The sequence below is a fragment of the Specibacter sp. NPDC078692 genome, assembly GCF_040686835.1.
GTDB lineage: Bacteria > Actinomycetota > Actinomycetes > Actinomycetales > Micrococcaceae > Specibacter.
This window is the reverse complement of the sequence record NZ_JBFBLV010000017.1, coordinates 43,555-62,861: the sequence shown is the minus strand read 5'-3', so window position 1 is coordinate 62,861 and position 19,307 is coordinate 43,555. Positions and strand designations below refer to the sequence as shown.

Annotated in this window: 11 protein-coding genes and 3 tRNA genes; 6 read left to right on the top strand and 8 right to left on the bottom strand. The window is 60.1% G+C overall.

The window, feature by feature from the left end:
* Nucleotides 1–11: 11 nt before the first annotated feature.
* The 5 genes from serA to ilvD all read right to left on the bottom strand — a co-directional run bounded on the left by serA (nt 12) and on the right by ilvD (nt 7,671).
* Nucleotides 12–1,607 (bottom strand): phosphoglycerate dehydrogenase, encoded by a 1,596-nt coding sequence (serA, locus tag AB0O97_RS12680; protein WP_363838896.1) that lies wholly within the window; start codon nt 1,605–1,607, stop codon nt 12–14.
* Nucleotides 1,608–1,986: 379 nt separating this feature from the next.
* On the bottom strand, nt 1,987–3,012 hold the full coding sequence (gene ilvC / locus AB0O97_RS12675; RefSeq protein ID WP_363883074.1) for a ketol-acid reductoisomerase: 1,026 nt from the start codon (nt 3,010–3,012) through the stop codon (nt 1,987–1,989).
* A gap of 99 nt (nt 3,013–3,111) precedes the next feature.
* A complete protein-coding gene (gene ilvN / locus AB0O97_RS12670) occupies nt 3,112–3,624 on the bottom strand; it encodes an acetolactate synthase small subunit (RefSeq protein ID WP_062287322.1) in 513 nt (170 codons plus the stop codon).
* Nucleotides 3,625–3,626: 2 nt separating this feature from the next.
* On the bottom strand, nt 3,627–5,516 hold the full coding sequence (locus tag AB0O97_RS12665) for an acetolactate synthase large subunit (RefSeq protein ID WP_363838888.1): 1,890 nt from the start codon (nt 5,514–5,516) through the stop codon (nt 3,627–3,629).
* A 406-nt stretch (nt 5,517–5,922) separates the two neighbouring features.
* A complete protein-coding gene (gene ilvD / locus AB0O97_RS12660) occupies nt 5,923–7,671 on the bottom strand; it encodes a dihydroxy-acid dehydratase (protein WP_363883070.1) in 1,749 nt (582 codons plus the stop codon).
* Between the two features lie 430 nt (nt 7,672–8,101).
* Here ilvD and AB0O97_RS12655 point away from each other — a divergent pair.
* From AB0O97_RS12655 to bcp, 3 genes are all read left to right on the top strand, one after another.
* Nucleotides 8,102–8,174 (top strand) — tRNA-Lys (locus AB0O97_RS12655).
* 68 nt (nt 8,175–8,242) lie between these two features.
* Nucleotides 8,243–8,315 (top strand) — tRNA-Lys (locus AB0O97_RS12650).
* A gap of 573 nt (nt 8,316–8,888) precedes the next feature.
* Nucleotides 8,889–9,365, top strand: coding sequence for a thioredoxin-dependent thiol peroxidase (bcp, locus tag AB0O97_RS12645; protein ID WP_363838882.1), 477 nt, complete (start codon nt 8,889–8,891; stop codon nt 9,363–9,365).
* Nucleotides 9,366–9,467: 102 nt separating this feature from the next.
* Here the strand turns inward: bcp and AB0O97_RS12640 are convergent.
* Nucleotides 9,468–9,549: transfer RNA gene (locus tag AB0O97_RS12640), tRNA-Leu, on the bottom strand.
* A 154-nt stretch (nt 9,550–9,703) separates the two neighbouring features.
* On the opposite strand from AB0O97_RS12640, the gene AB0O97_RS12635 reads away from it, so the two are divergent.
* From AB0O97_RS12635 to AB0O97_RS12625, 3 genes are all read left to right on the top strand, one after another.
* On the top strand, nt 9,704–11,392 hold the full coding sequence (locus AB0O97_RS12635) for an ABC transporter substrate-binding protein (RefSeq protein WP_363883068.1): 1,689 nt from the start codon (nt 9,704–9,706) through the stop codon (nt 11,390–11,392).
* Between the two features lie 83 nt (nt 11,393–11,475).
* Complete coding sequence (locus AB0O97_RS12630; RefSeq protein ID WP_363883065.1) at nt 11,476–12,963, top strand: malate:quinone oxidoreductase; 1,488 nt, start codon at nt 11,476–11,478, stop codon at nt 12,961–12,963.
* Between the two features lie 96 nt (nt 12,964–13,059).
* On the top strand, nt 13,060–16,365 hold the full coding sequence (locus AB0O97_RS12625) for an efflux RND transporter permease subunit (protein WP_363883064.1): 3,306 nt from the start codon (nt 13,060–13,062) through the stop codon (nt 16,363–16,365).
* Between the two features lie 133 nt (nt 16,366–16,498).
* On the opposite strand, the gene AB0O97_RS12620 is transcribed toward AB0O97_RS12625, so the two are convergent.
* The gene (locus tag AB0O97_RS12620) at nt 16,499–17,407 is read right to left on the bottom strand and encodes a hypothetical protein (protein WP_363883061.1); all 909 of its coding nucleotides are present in this window, start codon (nt 17,405–17,407) and stop codon (nt 16,499–16,501) included.
* A gap of 326 nt (nt 17,408–17,733) precedes the next feature.
* Nucleotides 17,734–19,188, bottom strand: a complete 1,455-nt coding sequence (locus AB0O97_RS12615) for an MFS transporter (protein WP_363883134.1) — start codon at nt 19,186–19,188, stop codon at nt 17,734–17,736.
* Nucleotides 19,189–19,307 lie beyond the last annotated feature (119 nt).

Genomic DNA, 19,307 nt, shown 5'->3' with positions numbered 1-19,307 from the left:
AAAAGGGAAGGTTAGTCTTCCAGGTCGACCTCGCGGGCCATGGTGGCGCCGATTTCGGTGCGGATGGAATCCAGCAGCGCCTGCGGTACGGAGCTGTCAACCGTGATGAGGGCCAGCGCCTGGCCACCTTCGGTATGGCGGGCAACCTGCATGCCGGCGATGTTGACGTTGTTCTCGCCGAGGAGGCGGCCCAAGGAACCGACCACGCCGGGACGGTCGGCGTAAGAGATCACCAGGAGGTGATCACTCATGGGGATTTCGAGTTCGTAGCCGTTGACAGCGACGATCTTCTGGATCTGTTTCGGGCCGGTCAGGGTACCCGATACGGAGATCTGCGAATCGTCGGACAGGGCGCCGCGGATGGTCAGCACGTTGCGGTAGTCGGCTGATTCCAGCGTGGTGATCAGGTTGGTTTTGATACCGCGCTGTTCGGCCAGAATCGGTGCGTTGACGTAGGAGACCTGCTCGGAGACGACGTCCTTGAAGACGCCCTTCAGAGCAGAGAGTTCCAGTGCCTTGACGTCGAGGGCGGCAATTTCACCGGCAATTTCGACGTCGATCTGGGTGACCGAGGCGTGGGTCAGCGCGGTGAAGATGCGGCCCAGCTTCTCGATCAGCGGGATGCCCGGGCGGACGTCGGCGGCAATGACGCCACCGGCAACGTTCACGGCATCCGGAACCAGCTCGCCGGCAAGTGCCAGACGAACAGACTTGGCGACGGAGACGCCGGCCTTTTCCTGAGCCTCGTCGGTGGATGCGCCCAGGTGCGGGGTGGCGATGACGTTGTCGAGTTCCAGGAAGTCGACGTCGGTGGCCGGCTCCTTGACGAACACGTCAATGCCGGCGCCGGCGATTTCGCCTTCGCGCAGCGCAATGTTCAGGGCTGCCTCGTCAATGAGACCGCCGCGGGCCACGTTGATGACGTAGGCGCTCTTCTTCATCTTTGCAAAAGCCTCAGTGCTGATCATGCCCAAGGTTTCGGGCGTGCGCGGCATGTGGATTGTGATGAAGTCGGACTGTTCCAGCAGCTCGTCCAGGGAGAGCAGCTGCACGCCGAGGCTGGCGGCGCGGGCGCTGGTGACGTAGGGATCGTAAGCAACGATCTCCATGCCAAAGGCCTTGGCACGTTCGGTAATCAGGGCGCCAATGCGGCCCAAGCCGATGATGCCGAGCTTCTTTTCCAGCAGTTCGGTGCCGGTGTACTTGGAGCGCTTCCACTCCCCGTTCTTCAGGGCGGTGCTGGCAGCCGGGATGTGGCGGGCCAGGGAAAGAATGTGGCCGATGGTCAGCTCGGCTGCGGAGACAATGTTCGAGGTAGGTGCATTCACGACCATGACGCCAGCCTGTGTTGCGGCCTTGATGTCAACGTTGTCCAGCCCCACACCGGCACGTGCGATCACCTTCAAGTTCTTCGCTGCGGCAATCGCTTCAGCATCCACCTGAGTTGCGGAGCGAACCAGGATCGCATCGACGTCAACAATGGCGGACAGCAGCGCGGAACGGTCCGCGCCGTCAGCATGGCGGATCTCGAAATCGGGACCCAATGCCTCGATCGTGGCGGGAGAAAGTTCCTCAGCGAGGAGTACTACTGGCTTGGTGGCTGTCACCGGTGACCTCTTTAGCTCTCGTTAGTGTTCTTGTGGGGATTTTGGTGAATGGTTCTCATGCTGCGAATTCAGCAGAAAAGCCGGACTCCAGTTTATGGGAGACCGGCTTCGGTGCCGTAACAAATACCGGGAAGTGCGACGCAAGCGACATAAATCACATGATCCATGCCACCTTTGTTCATCTAGTTGCGCTCTTAATGCACGACGGCGCCTGCCGCACCCGTGCGGGTCCGGCAGGCGCCGTCGGAAGTGCTTAGACCCACGCTAGAAGCGTTTGGGCCCACGCGCCCGAGCCCGAGGGCCCAAACGTTGGGCCCACGCTTGCCAGGTTCCCGAGCAGAGACGCGCCAGCGGCTCTACTCGGGCCGGCAAGTGGGGACTAGCGGGCTACGGAGCCTTCGGTGTAATCGTCGCTGTTGCTAACCCAGGAGAAGAGTCCACGCAGTTCGCGGCCGGTGGCCTCGATGGGGTGCTCTTCGCCCTTCTTGCGCAGCGCCTTGAATTCAACGCCGCCGTTGTCCTGGTCCTCGATGAAGCGCGTTGCGAAAGCACCGCTCTGGATGTCGGCCAGAACAGCCTTCATGTTTTCCTTCACCTCGGGGGTGATGACGCGCGGGCCGGAGACGTAGTCGCCGTACTCTGCGGTGTCAGAAACGCTCCAGCGCTGCTTGGCAATGCCACCTTCCCACATGAGGTCAACGATGAGCTTGAGCTCGTGCAGTACCTCGAAGTAGGCGATTTCCGGCTTGTAGCCGGCTTCGGTCAGAACTTCAAAGCCGTACTGAACCAGCTGTGAGGTACCGCCACAGAGAACTGCCTGCTCGCCGAAGAGATCGGTTTCGGTCTCTTCGGTGAAGGTGGTCTCGATGACGCCGGCGCGCGTTCCGCCGATGCCCTTGGCGTAGGACAGGGCCAGAGCCTTGGCATTACCTGTGAAGTCCTGCTCAACAGCGATCAGGTCGGGGATGCCACGGCCGGCTTCGAATTCGCGGCGTACGGTGTGACCCGGAGCCTTCGGAGCAACCAGAGCCACGTCAACATCAGCCGGGGGCGTGATGTAGCCGAAGCGGATGTTGAAGCCGTGGCCGAAGAACAGGGCGTCGCCAGCCTTCAGGTTCGGTGCAATGTCCTCGGCGTAGACGAAGCGCTGAACCTGGTCCGGGGTCAAGATCATGATCAGGTCGGCTTCGGCGGTTGCTTCTGCAACGCTGAGTACGCGCAGGCCCTCTGCCTCTGCCTTAGCGATGGACTTGGAGCCCGCCTTGAGGCCGACGCGCACGTCAACACCGGAATCGCGCAGGCTCAGTGCGTGGGCGTGGCCCTGGCTGCCGTAACCAATAACGGCGACCTTGCGACCCTGGATGATGGACAGGTCGGCGTCGTCGTCGTAGTACATGTCAGTCACTGTGGAACTCCTTGAATAACGTGAATAAATGGGGTGTTGCATCATGGATAAGTATTTCGCCCAGAACCCCTGACTTGCCGGGTTCTGGTGGGCCGTGCGCTAGGAAGCGCGCAGTGCCCTGTCGCTCATGGAACGGGTTCCCCGCCCAATGGCCAAGGTGCCGGATTGCACAATTTCCCGGATCCCGAAGGGTTCCAAGACGTTGAGCAAGGCTGCTAGCTTGTCAGCGTAGCCGGTGGCTTCAATGGTCAATGAGTCTGTGGACACATCAACCACGGAAGCCCGGAAGAGATCTGCAGCTTGGGTTACTTGCAGTCTCGTAGCGGCATCCGCACGCACCTTGACCAGGATGTGGTCCCGCTGCACGGAATTCTCTGCAACCAGTTCAACGATCTTGATGACGTTGACTAGTTTGTTCAGCTGTTTGGTGACTTGTTCAATCAAGTCACCGTCTGCGTCAACCACCACTGTCATGCGGGAAATCCCGTCAATCTCGGTGGGGCCAACGGCAAGTGAGTTGATATTGAAGGCGCGGCGGGCAAACATGCTGGCCACGCGGGTCAATACGCCGGGCTTATCTTCAACCAGTACGGAAAGAGTATGTCGAGTCATTTCTAGTCCTCCTCGTCCCACACCGGGGTCATGTTCCGGGCAACCTGAATCTGATCATTGCTGACCCCTGATGGCACCATCGGCCACACCATGGAATCGGGGCTGACCACGAAGTCGATGATGACGGGGCGGTCATTGATAGCCAAGGCAGCCTGGATGGTTGCGTCAATGTCCTCGACGCGTTCGCAGCGCAAACCGACACAGCCGTAGGCGTCTGCCAACTTCACAAAGTCGGGGACACGAATGGTGTCGTGACCGGTGTTCAGATCGGTGTTGGAGTAGCGACTGTTGTAGAACAGCGTCTGCCACTGGCGCACCATGCCCAAGGAGGAGTTGTTGATGATGGCAACCTTGATCGGAATGTTGTTGATCCGACACGTTGCCAATTCCTGGTTGGTCATCTGGAAGCAGCCGTCACCGTCGATGGCCCAGACCACGCGGTCCGGGTTACCCACCTTGGCACCCATGGCTGCGGGAACCGAGTAGCCCATGGTTCCGGCACCACCGGAGTTCAGCCAGGAACGGGGACGCTCGTACTTGATGAACTGTGCGGCCCACATCTGGTGCTGGCCAACGCCGGCAACGTAGACCCCTTCAGGACCGGTCAGTTCACCAATACGTGAGATGACGCGCTGCGGGGACATGAGCCCGTCTTCGGGTTCGGTCCAGCCCAGCGGGTAGGTGTCGCGCAGGTTGCCCAGGAACGCCCACCAATCGCCGAGGTCAGGGGTCCCGTTGCTCTCAAATTCCGTCTTCACGGCGGCACTCAGGTCCGGAATGATTTCCTTCAGTGAACCAACAATCGGCACATCAGCCGTGCGGTTCTTGGAAATTTCTGCCGGGTCAATATCGGCGTGGATGACCTTGGCGTGCGGGGCGAAGCTGCTCAGGACGCCTGTGACACGATCGTCAAAGCGCGCACCCAAGGTGATGAGCAGATCGGATTGCTGCAAGGCGGTCACGGCCGAAACCGTGCCGTGCATGCCGGGCATGCCGACGTGCAGAGTGTGCGAATCCGGGAAGGCGCCGCGGGCCATCAGCGTGGTGACCACGGGAGCGCCGGTCAGTTCGGCCAGAATCAGCAGCTCTTCGGATGCATTGGCCTTGATCACGCCACCACCGACGTACAGTACGGGCTTCTTGGCTTCGCGAATCAGGCGTGCAGCTTCACGCAACTGCTTCGAGTGACCGCGGAACACGGGGCGGTAGCCGGGCAGGTCAATGACCGGCGGCCAGGAGAAGGTCATCTGAGCCTGCTGCGCGTCCTTGGCGAAGTCCACCAGCACGGGGCCGGGGCGACCGGTCGAGGCGAGGTGGAATGCCTCGGCCATCACGCGAGGGATGTCATTGGGGTCCGTCACCAGGTACGAGTGCTTGGTGATCGGCATGGTGATACCAACAATGTCGGCCTCCTGGAAGGCGTCGGTGCCGATCACGGTGCTGGAAACCTGGCCGGTAATGGCCACCAGGGGAACCGAGTCCATGTGCGCATCCATGATGGCGGTGACCAAGTTGGTGGCACCTGGACCGGAGGTGGCGATACACACGCCAACATCTCCGGTGACCATGGCGTAACCCTGTGCAGCGTGGCCCGCACCCTGTTCGTGGCGCACCAGAATGTGGTTCAGATCCGATGCCATCAGCGGGTCATACGTAGGAAGAATGGCGCCACCAGGCAATCCGAAGATGTCCTTGACACCTAGCTCTTCAAGTGAACGGACAAGCGCCTCGGAGCCGGTCATCTGGATGGGAGCCACAACATTGTTGGGACCCACGACGGCGGATGCCGGGCTTACGGTGCTGACCACACCGGAGTGGGTGCTCGCTTGTGCACCGTGCCCGGGGGACTTGGCTGCCATCAGCGCTGGGCTGGCGGGCGTTCCTTTGCTCATCGGTTCTTCCTTTGGGGAACTCATGCTTGGGTAATTCTTCTGTAGCTGCGTTTGGTGCAGGGTGGATCACGCAGTATTACAAGTTGCCGCTGGTGGTGGAAACAAAAAAACCCCTCTTGCCCATAAGGCGTTCATCGAGGGGTTTGCACGTGTTGTGGCGTTCTTTCATCTAAAGAAAGCCACAAGCCAATAACCATGGGTGTGGTCATTGCGCGTCACGTGCTAGCTAATGACGGCTAGGAGCTCTCGTTGCATGTGTTTAGTCTCCCGTTTATGGCTCTTGAGTGTCAAACGCGCCACACCGGCATCTCACTATTTGGACATGGTGTCCACTCTGTGGTCATGGCGCCGCTCATCCCTGAGATTCCGGGGCTGAAGAGACGATTCTGGGGCTGCAGAGGCAGGGCTAGCTGCAGTAGGCGCCGGTTGAGGCACTGTTGACGAGCTTTGCGTACTTGGCCAGGACACCCGTAGTGAACTTGGCCGGCAGCGGTTCCCAGCCCACCCTGCGCGCTTCGAGTTCCGATTCCTCCACCAGCAGATCAAAGGTACGCGCAGCAATATCCACGCGAATCTTGTCTCCGTCGCGCACAAAGGCGATGGGCCCGCCGTCGACCGCTTCAGGGGCAACGTGGCCAATACATAGCCCGGTAGTACCTCCGGAGAAACGCCCATCGGTCAACAGCAGCACGTCCTTGCCGAGTCCGGCACCCTTGATGGCGCCGGTGATGGCGAGCATCTCGCGCATGCCCGGGCCACCCTTGGGACCCTCATAACGGATCACCACCACGTCTCCTGCGTGGATCTCCCCGCGGTCAAGGGCTTCCAGTGCCCCCTGCTCGCGTTCAAACACTCGCGCAGAACCCTCAAAAACGTCCAGGTCGAAGCCCGCACTCTTCACCACTGCGCCGTCGGGGGCCATGGAGCCGTGCAAGATGGTGATGCCACCGGTCTTGTGGATGGGGTTGTTCATGGCGCGCAGAACCTTGCCGTCAGGATCCGGCGGGTTGATCGCGGCCAAGTTCTCGGCCACTGTTTTGCCGGTGACGGTGAGGCAATCGCCGTGGATGAGTCCGGCGTCGAGCAGTGCTTTCATGATGACGGGGACTCCTCCGATCTTGTCGACGTCGAACATCACGTAGCGGCCAAAGGGCTTCAGATCCCCCAAGTGCGGGACCTTGTCGCCGATGCGGTTGAAGTCGGCCAGAGTCAGATCCACCTGAGCTTCGCGCGCGATTGCCAACAGGTGCAGGACCGCATTGGTGGAACCACCGAACGCCATGGTGACGGCGATGGCGTTCTCAAAGGCCTTCTTCGTCATGATGTCGCGAGCGCGGATGCCTTGCTCCAGCAGATGGACCACAGCTTCGCCTGACTTGCGCGCGTACATGTCACGACGGCGGTCGGCGCTGGGCGGGGCGGCCGAGCCGGGGAGGGACATACCCAGCGCTTCACCAATGCAGGCCATGGTGTTGGCTGTGTACATGCCGCCGCAGGCACCCTCACCCGGACAGATGGCGCGCTCAATGGCGTCCAGATCTTTCATGCTCATCTTGCCAGCGGCACAAGCACCCACAGCTTCGAAGGCGTCGATCAGGGTGACTTCTTTTTCCGTGCCGTCCTCCAATTTGGCGAAGCCGGGCATGATGGAGCCGGCGTAGAGGAACACACTGGCGAGGTTCAGCCGTGCCGCGGCCATGAGCATGCCGGGCAGGGACTTATCGCAACCAGCCAGCAGGACCGAGCCATCGAGCCGCTCAGCCATCATGACCGTTTCCACCGAATCGGCAATGACTTCACGGGAAACCAGGGAGAAGTGCATTCCCTCGTGGCCCATGGAAATGCCGTCAGATACTGAGATGGTGCCGAACTGCATGGGGAACCCGTCGGCCGCGAAGACACCTTCCTTCGCGCCCTGAGCCAAGCGGTTCAGCGAGAGGTTACAAGGAGTGATCTCGTTCCACGAGCTGGCCACACCAATTTGCGGCTTCCTGAAATCGTCATCGCCCATGCCGACTGCGCGGAACATGCCGCGAGCTGGGGCGGCGTGAATGCCGTCCGTAACAACTCGGCTGCGCGGCTTGATGTCCGGCTTGCCATCGGGGGTGCGTACAACAGTGTCTTCCGGTTCAACCGGATTAGTCTCGACGCTCATGAGCGCCAGTCTAGGTCCGAAAAGTGAAGTAAGCCACAGTATCGTCACGCAAGTCGGGCCACTGTTGCTGTTGTGACTGCTCTTACTGCGCGGACCGTGCCGCTGCCGACCCTTACACCTAGCGTGTCCACTGCGTGCCTCTAGCGCGGCGCCTAGCGCGGCGCTAGCGTGCCGCCCAGCGCGTCGCCCAGCCAGAGACTCCCCTTGAAAGCTCACCGCGAGCTCCTGGCTGAACAATTTCCAAATCAAACGTGGGCCGAGATTCCGCGCAATGACGCGCTTTCTGCGGCCCCAAAGTGTGATCCCTGACGCAAAGTGGCCGAAAAGCTATTTCTCGATTTCACACCCGCCCAAAAAAGCCGTATAGTTTCATGTCGTTGCAAAGAACACGACGGAAACAATCTCTCGCGCTTCACCGCAACGAAAAGATGCACCTCTAGCTCAATTGGCAGAGCAATTGACTCTTAATCAATGGGTTTCCGGTTCAAGTCCGGAGGGGTGCACAAAGTAGGGCTGTTCCAACACTGGTAACAACCGGTGTTGGAACAGCTTTTTACTGCAGTAAAAAGATGCACCTCTAGCTCAATTGGCAGAGCAATTGACTCTTAATCAATGGGTTTCCGGTTCAAGTCCGGAGGGGTGCACAAGGGTAAAACCGCTCCAACACTGGCTAGCGCCGGAGTTGGGGCGGTTTTTTGTTGCCCCTTAACCTCTCTAGTTGCCCCTTTGCCCCATTACTCGGGTTAGCGGCCAAAATGTGTGTACAGCCCGGGCGTGTCAGTGGCTTCCACGATCACCATCTTCGAGTCGCCATATCTGGCCCCGAAAATGCGATTAAAAGGGCCATATCTTGGGACTCAGGGTTAGCGGTAAAACGGGGTTAGGGGTTAGCGGCCAAAATGTGTGTACAGCCCGGGCGCGTCAGTGGGTTCTGCTTCGAAACAGCAGATGATGCGCTGAACCAGTTCGAGACTGCAGAATACGCGACAAATCCGCGGTTTTCATCGCATCATCTGCGTTTTCAAATCCGGCCCGTAACCACATGGAGGCCGCCCCGTCCAGCGCAGCCACCGTCCAGCGCAGCCACCAAGCGAGTGCCGCCAATCCCGGGTACCAATTTAGCCCCTGCCGGCAACTCGCCTAGGCTGAATTCAGAGTCCACACCACTTCCCCGACCACGCCTTTGGCGCAGTGACGGGACGAACAAGGAGATCCCCATGACCGAGCGCCTGACCGCCGGAGATCCAGCCCCCACCTTTAGCCTGCCCAACGCTGATGGTGGCACCACCTCATTGGCCGACTTTGCTGGCCGCAAGCTCATTGTTTTCTTCTACCCTGCCGCCATGACACCTGGTTGCACCAAGCAGGCCTGCGATTTCCGCGACAGCCTGGCCTCTTTGCAAGCTGCAGGCTACGAAGTAGTGGGCATTTCACCTGACTCAGTGGCCAAGCTGGAAAAATTCGTGGCCCGCGACGCGCTCAGCTACCCGCTGCTCAGCGACGAAGACCACGCTGTGGCCGAGGCCTATGCTGCCTGGGGCGAGAAGAAAAACTACGGCAAAACCTATGAGGGCCTGATCCGGTCCACCATTGTCATTGACGAAGCTGGCGCAGTGGCCTTGGCCCAGTACAACGTGCGCGCTACCGGTCATGTGGCCAAGCTGCGACGCGATTTGCAGCTCGACGCCGCTTAGCCAGTCACCCCAAAGCGGGGTTAGCGGTTAGGCCCCGGGCTAGCGGCCCAAGAAAAAGCAAACGCCCCGCCGATCTTTTGATCAGCGGGGCCTTTGCAACTGTGCGCAAGAGGGGACTTGAACCCCTACGCCCGAAGGCACAGGTACCTAAAACCTGCGTGTCTACCAATTCCACCACTCGCGCAGGTGCATTGAAGCATGAACCATACTACAGCGTGTGAAGCGTACTTTTAACCACACTTCACACCGCGGACACAGCAATCCACCGGCCGCCCCCAGAATGTCCCACTATGATGAGTGGCTGATGGACAGTCCGTGCTGCAAGGAGAACCCCGAACGTGCCTAGCCCTGCCAGCCCACTGCGCATGGTGATCCAGCGAGCGTTGGCTCTGTCCGCCGTCGTTCTTCTGGGCGTCACGGCCTGCACCGCGGCACCTCCCGTTCTCCCAAGTACGACGCCGGCACCCACCCAGGCGCCTACCCCCACCCTTTTCACGTTCGGTACCGGAACGGACCCGCTGGGTTTTGATCCGGCGCTGGTTTCTGACACGGAGTCGTACCGGGTGACGCGGCAAGTCATGGAGGGTCTGCTGACGGTCAATGCCGTCACGGGCGATCCCGCACCGAGCCTGGCCACGGAATGGACCGAGGGCGATGACGGGCTGAAATACACCTTTACCCTGCGTCCGGGTGTGCTCTTCCACGACGGCACCGCGTTCGACGCCGCTGCAGTGTGTGCCAACTTTGAACGTTGGTACACCATGCCGGTTTCCACGCGCGGCGATGGTTCCTCCTCCATGTTCAAGCAGGTTTTCCGGGCCTTCAGCGATGACTCGGAGAACTCACTGTATGACGGCTGCACCGTTGGCTCTGCACTGCAGGTGACACTCGGCCTGAAAACTCGACTCACCGGGTTCCTTCCCTCCCTGACGTTGCCAGCGTTCGCGATCTCCTCCCCCACCGCGTTGAAGGCCAACACCGCTAATGTGTTGGATCAAACTTTTGCGAGCAACAAGGTCTCCCGTTACGGGCTGCATCCGGTAGGCACCGGGCCATTCACCTTTGCCGAAGCCTCCGCCGGCTCTGTCACGATGAACGCCAATAAGGATTACTGGGGGGAAAAAGGGCAGATCACCACCCTGAAATTCAAGACGTTCGAACAACCGGCAACCCGCCTGGCTGCTTTGGAAGAGGGATCCATTGACGGCTACGACCCCGTCACCCCCGATAACTTGGACAAACTCATCAAGAGCGGCAAACAGGTCCTGCAACGCGATCCCTTCTCCGTCATGTATGTAGGCATCAACCAAAAGATCCCGGTACTCCAAGATGTGAAGGTGCGCGAAGCGATCGCTGCCGCCATTGACAAGTCGTTATTGGCCAGTAACTTCTTCATCGGCGGAACAGCCACTACGGCCCAGTTCATCCCACCCAAGCTCAGCGGTTTCAACAATGCTGTGGAGGGAATTGCTTACGATCCGCAGAAGGCAAAAACCCTCCTCGCCGCCTCCAGCTACAACGGTGAAGAGCTCCCCTTCTACTACCCCACCAATGCCGCACGTACCTATCTACCCACACCGGAAAAGGTCTACGTCCAGATAGCCGTTGAACTCACCAAGGCCGGTTTCAACATCAAGCCCGTGCCCATACCCTGGAATGAGGGCTATCTAACCGCTGTTACCCGCGATGGCAACCACGCCCTGAGCCTCATGGGATGGAATGGCAGCTACGCAGATCCGGATAACTTTGTGGGCCCCCTTTTCGGCTCCCCTGGTGCTGAACTGGGCATGGACGATCCCCAATTGACGTCCAAAATCACCCGTGCCCGCAGCATGCCCAACGGTCCGGACCGCGTTGCCGCCTATGAGTCCATTAGCAAACAAATCGCCACCACGGTGCCGGCCATCCCCATAGTCTTTCCGATCTCCGCCATCGCCTTATCGGACCGGGTGCAAAGCTACCCGCTAAGCCCCGTACTGAACGAAGTCTTCAATCAAGTGAAGCTGGTGACGCCTACCACAGACTAAGGGGAGGCAAGCGCTGATTTATGCATCCGGCGTGTGCCGCGATACGCTTCTAGCGCTAGGAAGAGCCTCTACCGGAGTTGACTGTGACCTTCATTTCGAACACCAAAGACGCTGACGTCGTCCTCATCGGAGGCGGCATCATGAGCGCCACGCTGGGCACCATGCTCAAGCAACTCGAACCAAACTGGAAGATTGTGCTGTTTGAACAGCTCGATACGCCAGGATTGGAATCCTCCAGCCCGTGGAATAACGCCGGTACCGGCCACTCCGCGCTCTGCGAGCTTAACTACTCACCGGCTGCCAAAGACGGCTCCGTAAACCCGGCCAAGGCCATTCACATCAACGAGCAGTTCCAGCTATCGCGCCAGTTCTGGTCGCACCTGGTGGACGAATCGCTGATTGGATCCCCCAAGGGCTTCATCAACACCGTCCCGCACATGAGCTTTGTCATTGGCGAAGCGCACCGCAAATTCCTCAAGTCCCGGCATGAAGCACTGAAGCCGAACCCGGTCTTCGCCTCCATGGAGTACTCCGAAGACCCGGCGACCATTGCCAAGTGGGCTCCGCTGGTTATGAAGGGACGCGACCCCCAGCAATTGGTCTCGGCCACTCGCTCCGCCGAGGGAACCGACGTCGACTTTGGTGCCCTGACCCGGGAACTGATCGGGTACATGGGCAGGAGCGGTGTCGAGATCAACTACGGCACCACCGTCACAGATGTTGCTCGCACCTCCGACGGCGGATGGGACGTTGCGCTCAAGCACCCCAAGTCCGGTGAGTACGGCAAGATCAAGGCCAAGTTTGTCTTCATCGGTTCCGGTGGCGGCGCCCTGCACCTGCTGCAGAAGTCCGGCATCCCCGAGGGCAAGGGCTTTGGCGGGTTCCCCGTCTCAGGCCAGTTCTTCCGTTGCACCGATGAAAAGGTCGCTGCCAAGCACAGCGCCAAGGTTTACGGTCAGGCATCAGTGGGCGCCCCGCCCATGTCTGTGCCTCACTTGGACACCCGCTACGTTGGCGGCAAGCGCTCGTTGTTGTTCGGCCCGTACGGCGGATTCTCCACCAAGTACCTCAAGACCGGCAGCTACATGGACCTGCCCGGTTCCATCCGTCCCAACAACATCATCCCGATGCTGGCAGTGGGCAAGGACAACCTGGATCTGGTCAAGTACTTGGTCTCGGAAGTCACCAAGTCCCGCGCCGGCAAGGTGGATGCGCTCCATGAGTACTTCCCCGAAGCCGATGGCAAGCAGTGGGAACTGATTACCGCTGGCCAGCGTGTGCAGATCATCAAGAAGGATGCCAAGAAGGGCGGCGTGCTGCAGTTCGGCACCGAGGTCATCACGGCAGCTGACGGTTCACTCTCTGCACTGTTGGGCGCCTCACCGGGTGCCTCCACGGCCGTGCCGATCATGCTTGAACTGCTGCAGCGTTGCTTCCCGCGCAAATTCAAGCTGGAATGGCAGGATTCATTGCGCACCATGATGCCCACCTACGGCACCAAGCTCAATGACAATGCCGAGCTCTTTGAGAAGAGCCTGGCTGCCACGGCAGCCTCGTTGCAGCTGAAGTAAGAGTAGTAAAAACTGAAGTAGAGACGGCCTGAATTTCGTTTGAACTGGCCCGGGTTCAACCGGCCTGAAGCAGCATGAAGCAGTGGGAGTGGTTTGATGTTCAATTTGGCCAAAATGTCATTGGGGAACCGGGCCCTGATTGCTCTGATCACCATTTTTGCGATGGTGTTCGGGGTGATCACCCTCGGTTCCCTCAAGCAGGAACTCATTCCCAGCATTGAGTTCCCGCAGATCACCGTGGTCTCGGCTATGCCCGGGGCCTCCCCCGCGGTGGTCGACAAACAGGTCAGCGAACCACTTGAGGCCGCCTTGAACGCGGTGGAGGGGCTGGAATCCAGCACCTCCACCTCCCGCAGCGGGGTCTCCACCATCAACCTCGCCTTCACCTACGGCACCAACTTGGACCGGGCCCGGAACCAAATTGACCGAGCCATCTCGAACGTCAGCCAACGACTGCCTGATGGTGTGCAGCCGCAACCTATTGCCGGCAGCATTTCCGATTTTCCCATCGTTTTCTTGGCCGTCTCCTCGGATCAGGACCTCGCTGCTCTGAACACGGATCTGGCGCGCATTGCCGTCCCCAAGCTCTTGAAGATCGACGGCGTCCGCAGCGCCGACGTGACCGGAGCAAACTCCCAACACATCCAGATCCTTCCGGACCCCGCCAAGATGGCTGCCGCCGGTGTGAATCCCGGCGATATCGCCCAAGCGCTGAAAAACAACGGCACCTTGGTCCCTGTCGGTTCCTTGAATACCGATGGCACCACGCTCTCCATCCAGGCCGGTAGCCCCGTCGATTCCCTCGACGCCGTCAAGGCCTTGCCGCTCGGTGGCTCTAGTGCAACCATCCCCACGATCGCCTCGGTGGCAACCGTGACGGTGGCCGATGACCCCACCACCTCCATCACCCGCACCAACGGCAACGCCACGCTGGCCTTGTCCATCACCAAGAAGCCCGAGGCCGACACGGTTTCGCTCTCTGCGCAGGTCAACGAGATGCTGCCCGAGATCGCGGCATCCATGGGCAATAACACCACGTTCACTACGGTCCTGGACCAGGCCCCCTTCATTGAAAAGTCCATCCACGATCTCACCGTAGAAGGCCTGCTGGGGCTCGGCTTCGCAGTGGCAGTCATCTTGATATTCTTGATGTCTGTGCGCTCCACCCTGGTCACCGCCATCTCCATCCCGCTGTCCTTGCTGGTGACGTTCATCGGGCTCTGGGCCACCGGCTACTCGCTGAACATCCTGACCCTGGGCGCGCTCACCATTGCCATTGGCCGGGTGGTGGATGACTCCATTGTGGTCATTGAAAACATCAAGCGGCACCTCAGCTACGGCGAGGACAAGAAGACCGCCATCCTGGCCGCCATTCGCGAGGTTGCCGCGGCCATCACTGCCTCCACGCTGACCACTGTGGCCGTGTTCTTGCCCATCGCCTTTGTGGGCAGCCTGGCCGGCGAGCTCTTCCGCCCGTTCGCGCTCACCGTGACCTTCGCGCTGCTCGCCTCACTCCTAGTCTCCCTGACCATTGTTCCGGTGCTGGCCTATTGGTTCCTGAAATCCACTCCCGTTGTTTCCTCCAGCCCTACTGCAGCGAACGACGCCGGAACCCCCTTGCGTGGGCAGGCTCTGCTGAGCGCTGTGGAAGAGAAAGAGCGCTCCTCTTGGCTGCAGCGCGGCTACCTGCCGATCCTCGCCAAGACCCAAAAACACCCCGTCGTAACGCTGATTGCTGGTGGCATCATCTTGGCCGCCACGCTTGCCATGACCCCGCTGCTGCCCACCAACTTGCTGGGCGATACCGGCCAGAACAGCATGAGCATCCAGCAGGACATGCCTGCTGGAACTAGCCTCGAGGTCACCAACACGGCTGCGGAAAAAGTTGAGGAAGTCTTGACCGGCATCGAGGGCATCACCGACGTTCAGGTGACAGTGGGCAATGCCTCAGGCGGTTTCTCCGCGCTGCTCTCATCAGGTGCCTCCAGCGCAGCGTTCCAGGTCATCACCGATCCTGACGCAGATCAGGTCGCCCTGCAAGACACGGTACGGACTGCCATTGCGGGCATCAAGGACGCCGGCACCATCAGCCTCGGCTCTCAAGGTGGTGGCTTTGGCATGTCCTCCACCGTGGATATCACCGTCAAGGCAACCACTGGCGAAGAACTGCAACAAGCCAGTGACGCCCTGGTCAAGGCCATGACTGGGATCCCCGGTGCCCAGTCGGTGGAGAGCAACCTCAGCGGCACACAGCCCGTTGTGCAGGTGAGCGTCGACCGCGCCAAGGCTGTTGCGGCAGGTCTGGATGAACAACAAATTACCGGCCTGCTGGCCGCCACAGTCAGCCCCATTCCGGGTGGCACTGTCCGGATCGACACTACCGATTACAAGGTCCAGATTGGTTTGGGCACCCAGTTTGATTCGGTGGCCGCACTGGCCGCAGCTCAGATTCCTACTGCGGCCGGTCCCGTGCCGCTTTCGCAGGTGGCCACTGTTGCGGAAGTTCAGACACCACTCACCGTGACCTCCTCCAATGGCCAGCGTACGGCGACCGTCTCTGTAGCACCGGAAGGTAATGCCCTGGGTTCGCTCAGTGCAGAGGTGCAGAAGACGCTGGATTCCACCGAGCTGCCTGCCGGCACCATTGCCACTATTGGTGGTGCGGCAACTCAGCAGGCCGAATCATTCCAGCAGTTGGGCCTGGCCATGCTGGCCGCCATCGCCATTGTCTACGTGATCATGGTGGCGACGTTCAAGTCGCTCATCCAGCCCTTGATTTTGCTGGTGTCCATCCCGTTTGCAGCCACCGGCGCCATCGGCCTGTTGCTCATCACGGGCATCCCGCTGGGCTTGCCGTCTTTGATCGGCATGTTGATGCTGGTAGGCATTGTGGTCACCAACGCCATTGTGCTGATTGACCTGATCAACCAGTACCGGCAACCAGCCGGCGACCGGCCGGCCATGAACGTTGCCGACGCCATTGAGCATGGCGCCCGTCAGCGTTTGCGTCCCATCCTCATGACGGCACTGGCTACCATCTTTGCGTTGACCCCCATGGCTCTTGGTCTCACAGGTGGCGGCGGTTTCATCTCGCAGCCGTTGGCCATTGTGGTGGTGGGCGGACTGGTTTCCTCCACGGCGCTGACGCTGATCCTGGTGCCGGTGCTGTACCGGTTGGTGGAAGGGCGCAAGGAACGCCATGACCTGATCAAGGCGCTCAAGGTGGTGCACGCCCCGGCCAATGCCGCCACAACAAGCAAGGACGCAACCGCTACGGACACAGCCGGCAAGGACACAAGCGCTAAGAGCGCCGCTCCCCAAGAGGCAAAGCCTGTAGCTGAGTTCCAAGACTGGACCACCGGCGCCATCCCGAAGGTGCGGGGCCGACGGGCCGCCGACTGACGGCGCCACAGCCCGATCAAGTCTCTAGTAGTACGACAAGCATTACGACGGCGGGGCTGTCAGCCACCTTGGCTGACAGCCCCGCTTTTGTTTCAGTTATCACGCTTTACCGTGCTTGTTATTTGCTTGTTGTCTATTGCTTCCACTTGTTGATGCGGTAGGAGTTGGCCAACTTTTCGAACGTGCCGGGATTGGCATCCCAGTAGCTCTTGTGGCCGCTGACGCCGACCCGCTGCGGCGTTCCCCACGGTGTGACGGAGAAGAGATTGACTGCTTGGATGTCCTCTCCGGCCGCGGTTTTACAGGTGAATCCCACCACCACAGCCAGTCCGCGCCGGAACTCTCGGGTCTCCGGGGTGCTGTGTTGGAACCCGGAAGCACATTTGTGTCCGACCAATTGCTGCATCAGCTCAGCAGCTGTTGCAGCTGACAATTTGTCCTCGACAGCTTGGATGGCTGCTTTTACCTTCGCCGGGTCAGAACCGAACTTGCCTTCGTCGGTTTCGGCAAAGAAGGCAAAGGCTGTGGAGATGCCATCAGCATCCAAATCTTTGGTGCCTTGGGCAACCTGCTGCATCTCCTTGCCGGTCTCGGGATCGGTGGTCTTACCGAAGGTGCCGTCGTAGTCCCACGATTTCAGGTACTGGAATGAGGACTCGCCGGTGACGAATTTCGAGAACAACGACTCTCCATCCGCTGGAATGTTGCTGGGTCCGTTCAGCGCATCCCAGCCGGCTGGCAGTGCCGTTGCACCAGCGGGCAACCCGTCTGCGGCATCGGTCTCAGCATTGCCATCTGTATCTGTTGGGGCGTCGCTCGGGGCTGATTCCGTTGCGGTCTCGGTCGCCGACTCGGAGGTTGACGCGCTCGACGCCGGCTGGCTCGCGGAGCTCGTAGCTACGGAATCGCCTTCATTTGTTCCCTTGGTCAATGCAGGGATGACCCATACAAATAGGGCGATAAGAGCAAAGAACAGTACAACGGCAACTGAACCGAGAATGATAAAGAGGGTCTTGCGATTGCCTGGCTGAGGCGCAGGCATGGGTACCCCTTGATTCGGAAAGTGACTCGGTGGCGGCGGCGCCCCGTTGTAATTGCTCATGAATGTGCCTTTCCAGGTTTCTTGTGCGCCACCAGGGCTTGAGTTGTTTCAAGCTGTACGAGTTTCAAAGCTCTACTGGTTTCAAAGCTCGACTAGCTTCAAGCCATGGCCCAGCGCGGACTGGCGGTCGTGTTCGCCTTCAACAGGGTATCGGAGCACTTCTTCGCGCCAAGCGGTGGCCAGCGTGTCGTCACCGGAACTATCCGTCCGGACAATCTATCGGCACAACCTGTCGGCACAATCTGTCGGCATGCTCGGTGGAACCCTCAATCCACCGGCAGGGTGGGCCCGAACGCCAGTTTCGGGACAAAGTACAACGCCACCGCCGCCACCAAAGCCGTGACACCGCAAATGGTCCAGACCAGCATGTACCCCTCCAACGGGGCAGCCGTCGAACCAGTGTCTGATGTCAATGAACCTAACGCCTGACCGGCCAGTGCAATGCCGAAGACACAAGAAGCAAAAGCTCCGCCAACAGTCTTCGTGGCATTGGTCAACCCGGTCGCCATGCCCGTCTGAGTCAACGGTGCAGCGGCCGCGGCAGCCGAGGGCAGCGCCGCCACCAGAGCACCGCTGCCAAGACCGGCAATCGCCATGTTGACCAAAACCTGTGTCATCGAGTCATGGAACGGAAGGAACAGCAGGTAACCAACAGCAACGAGGAAAGCCGCCGCCATCAAGGTGATTCTCGGCGTCGTCCATCTGGTGACGAGTGGGTAGAGCAGGGCGCCGATCAGCAGGCCCAGGACATAGACGCCGATCAGGACCGAGACCAGGGACGCGCTGGCACCCAGGCCATAACCTACTTCGGCGGGGTCGGTACGGGCGAAGGTGGACAGCGGTGCCTGCGCGCCTAGGACCGAGACGCCGAACAGGAACGCTGTCAGCTGCACCGGCCACATGCTGGGTTGGCGGAGCAAGCGGATGTCGATCAGCGGATCCTTGTGGCCCAATTCGTAGCGCGTGAACGGCACCAGTGCCAGAATTCCAAGCACGACCGCGGCCCACGCCCACCAAGTGCCAGGGCCGTTGATCCGCATGAATGTCAGGCCGGCGGTGATGAGCAGCAGTCCCGTAGACAGTAGGGTCAGGCCCATGAGATCGAGTTTTCCACCGGTGCGGTTCTCGGATTCGGGCACGCCGAACAGAATCACGAAGAAGCACAGTGTTACGGCGATGGCCGGGATCATCAGGGTCAGCCAGAGCTTGTCCGGCAGCGCCCCGCCAATAAATCCGCCGGCCAGGGCGCCGACAATGACGCCGAATTCGAGGCCTGCAACGAGGATGCCCGCGGACTTTCGGGTTAGCGCAGCACCGTCTGGGCGTTGGTGGGAGCGGCTGTAAATCAGTGCGATTTCCAGCGGCAGCCAGACTACGTAGAAGCCTTGGAGCGCCCACGCCGCTAGGAAAAACCAGAAGTTGGGGGCGAACGCCACACCCCAGGAGGCTGCGGCCGTCAGAGCTGTGGAGATCAGCAAGACTTTTCGGTGGCCGATCATATCGCCCAGTTTTGCCAGCACCGGCACCACCAGTGCGCTGACCATAAGTTGCGCGGCTTCGAACCAGTTGACGTCGGCGTCGTGGATGCCCAAATGTCTGGCGATGTCGGTCAGCAGGGGAGTGTAGTAGCCCTGGAGAATACCGCTGGTCAGTTCAACCAAGACCAGAAAACCCACAATGGCCGTGGCCGTGGGTGCGAGCCTAAGACCGGCGCCAGCCATGCCACGCTGCAGTGCTGCCACGATCAACCTCCACGAAAGTTGTGACTTGGATTACTTGGCCCTGTGAGCATCCTAACGGCAGGCCCTCACTGGGAACATATTGGCGCACCCGCGAGTTG

What these genes read in the sequence shown, in the direction of transcription:
- ilvN (WP_062287322.1), bottom strand. Translation starts at nt 3,624, where the DNA reads ATGACTCGACATACTCTTTCCGTACTGGTTGAAGATAAGCCCGGCGTA.
- AB0O97_RS12625 (WP_363883064.1), top strand. Translation starts at nt 13,060, where the DNA reads ATGTTCAATTTGGCCAAAATGTCATTGGGGAACCGGGCCCTGATTGCT.
- bcp (WP_363838882.1), top strand. Translation starts at nt 8,889, where the DNA reads ATGACCGAGCGCCTGACCGCCGGAGATCCAGCCCCCACCTTTAGCCTG.
- AB0O97_RS12665 (WP_363838888.1), bottom strand. Translation starts at nt 5,516, where the DNA reads ATGAGCAAAGGAACGCCCGCCAGCCCAGCGCTGATGGCAGCCAAGTCC.
- ilvD (WP_363883070.1), bottom strand. Translation starts at nt 7,671, where the DNA reads ATGAGCGTCGAGACTAATCCGGTTGAACCGGAAGACACTGTTGTACGC.
- AB0O97_RS12620 (WP_363883061.1), bottom strand. Translation starts at nt 17,407, where the DNA reads ATGCCTGCGCCTCAGCCAGGCAATCGCAAGACCCTCTTTATCATTCTC.
- AB0O97_RS12615 (WP_363883134.1), bottom strand. Translation starts at nt 19,188, where the DNA reads ATGGCTGGCGCCGGTCTTAGGCTCGCACCCACGGCCACGGCCATTGTG.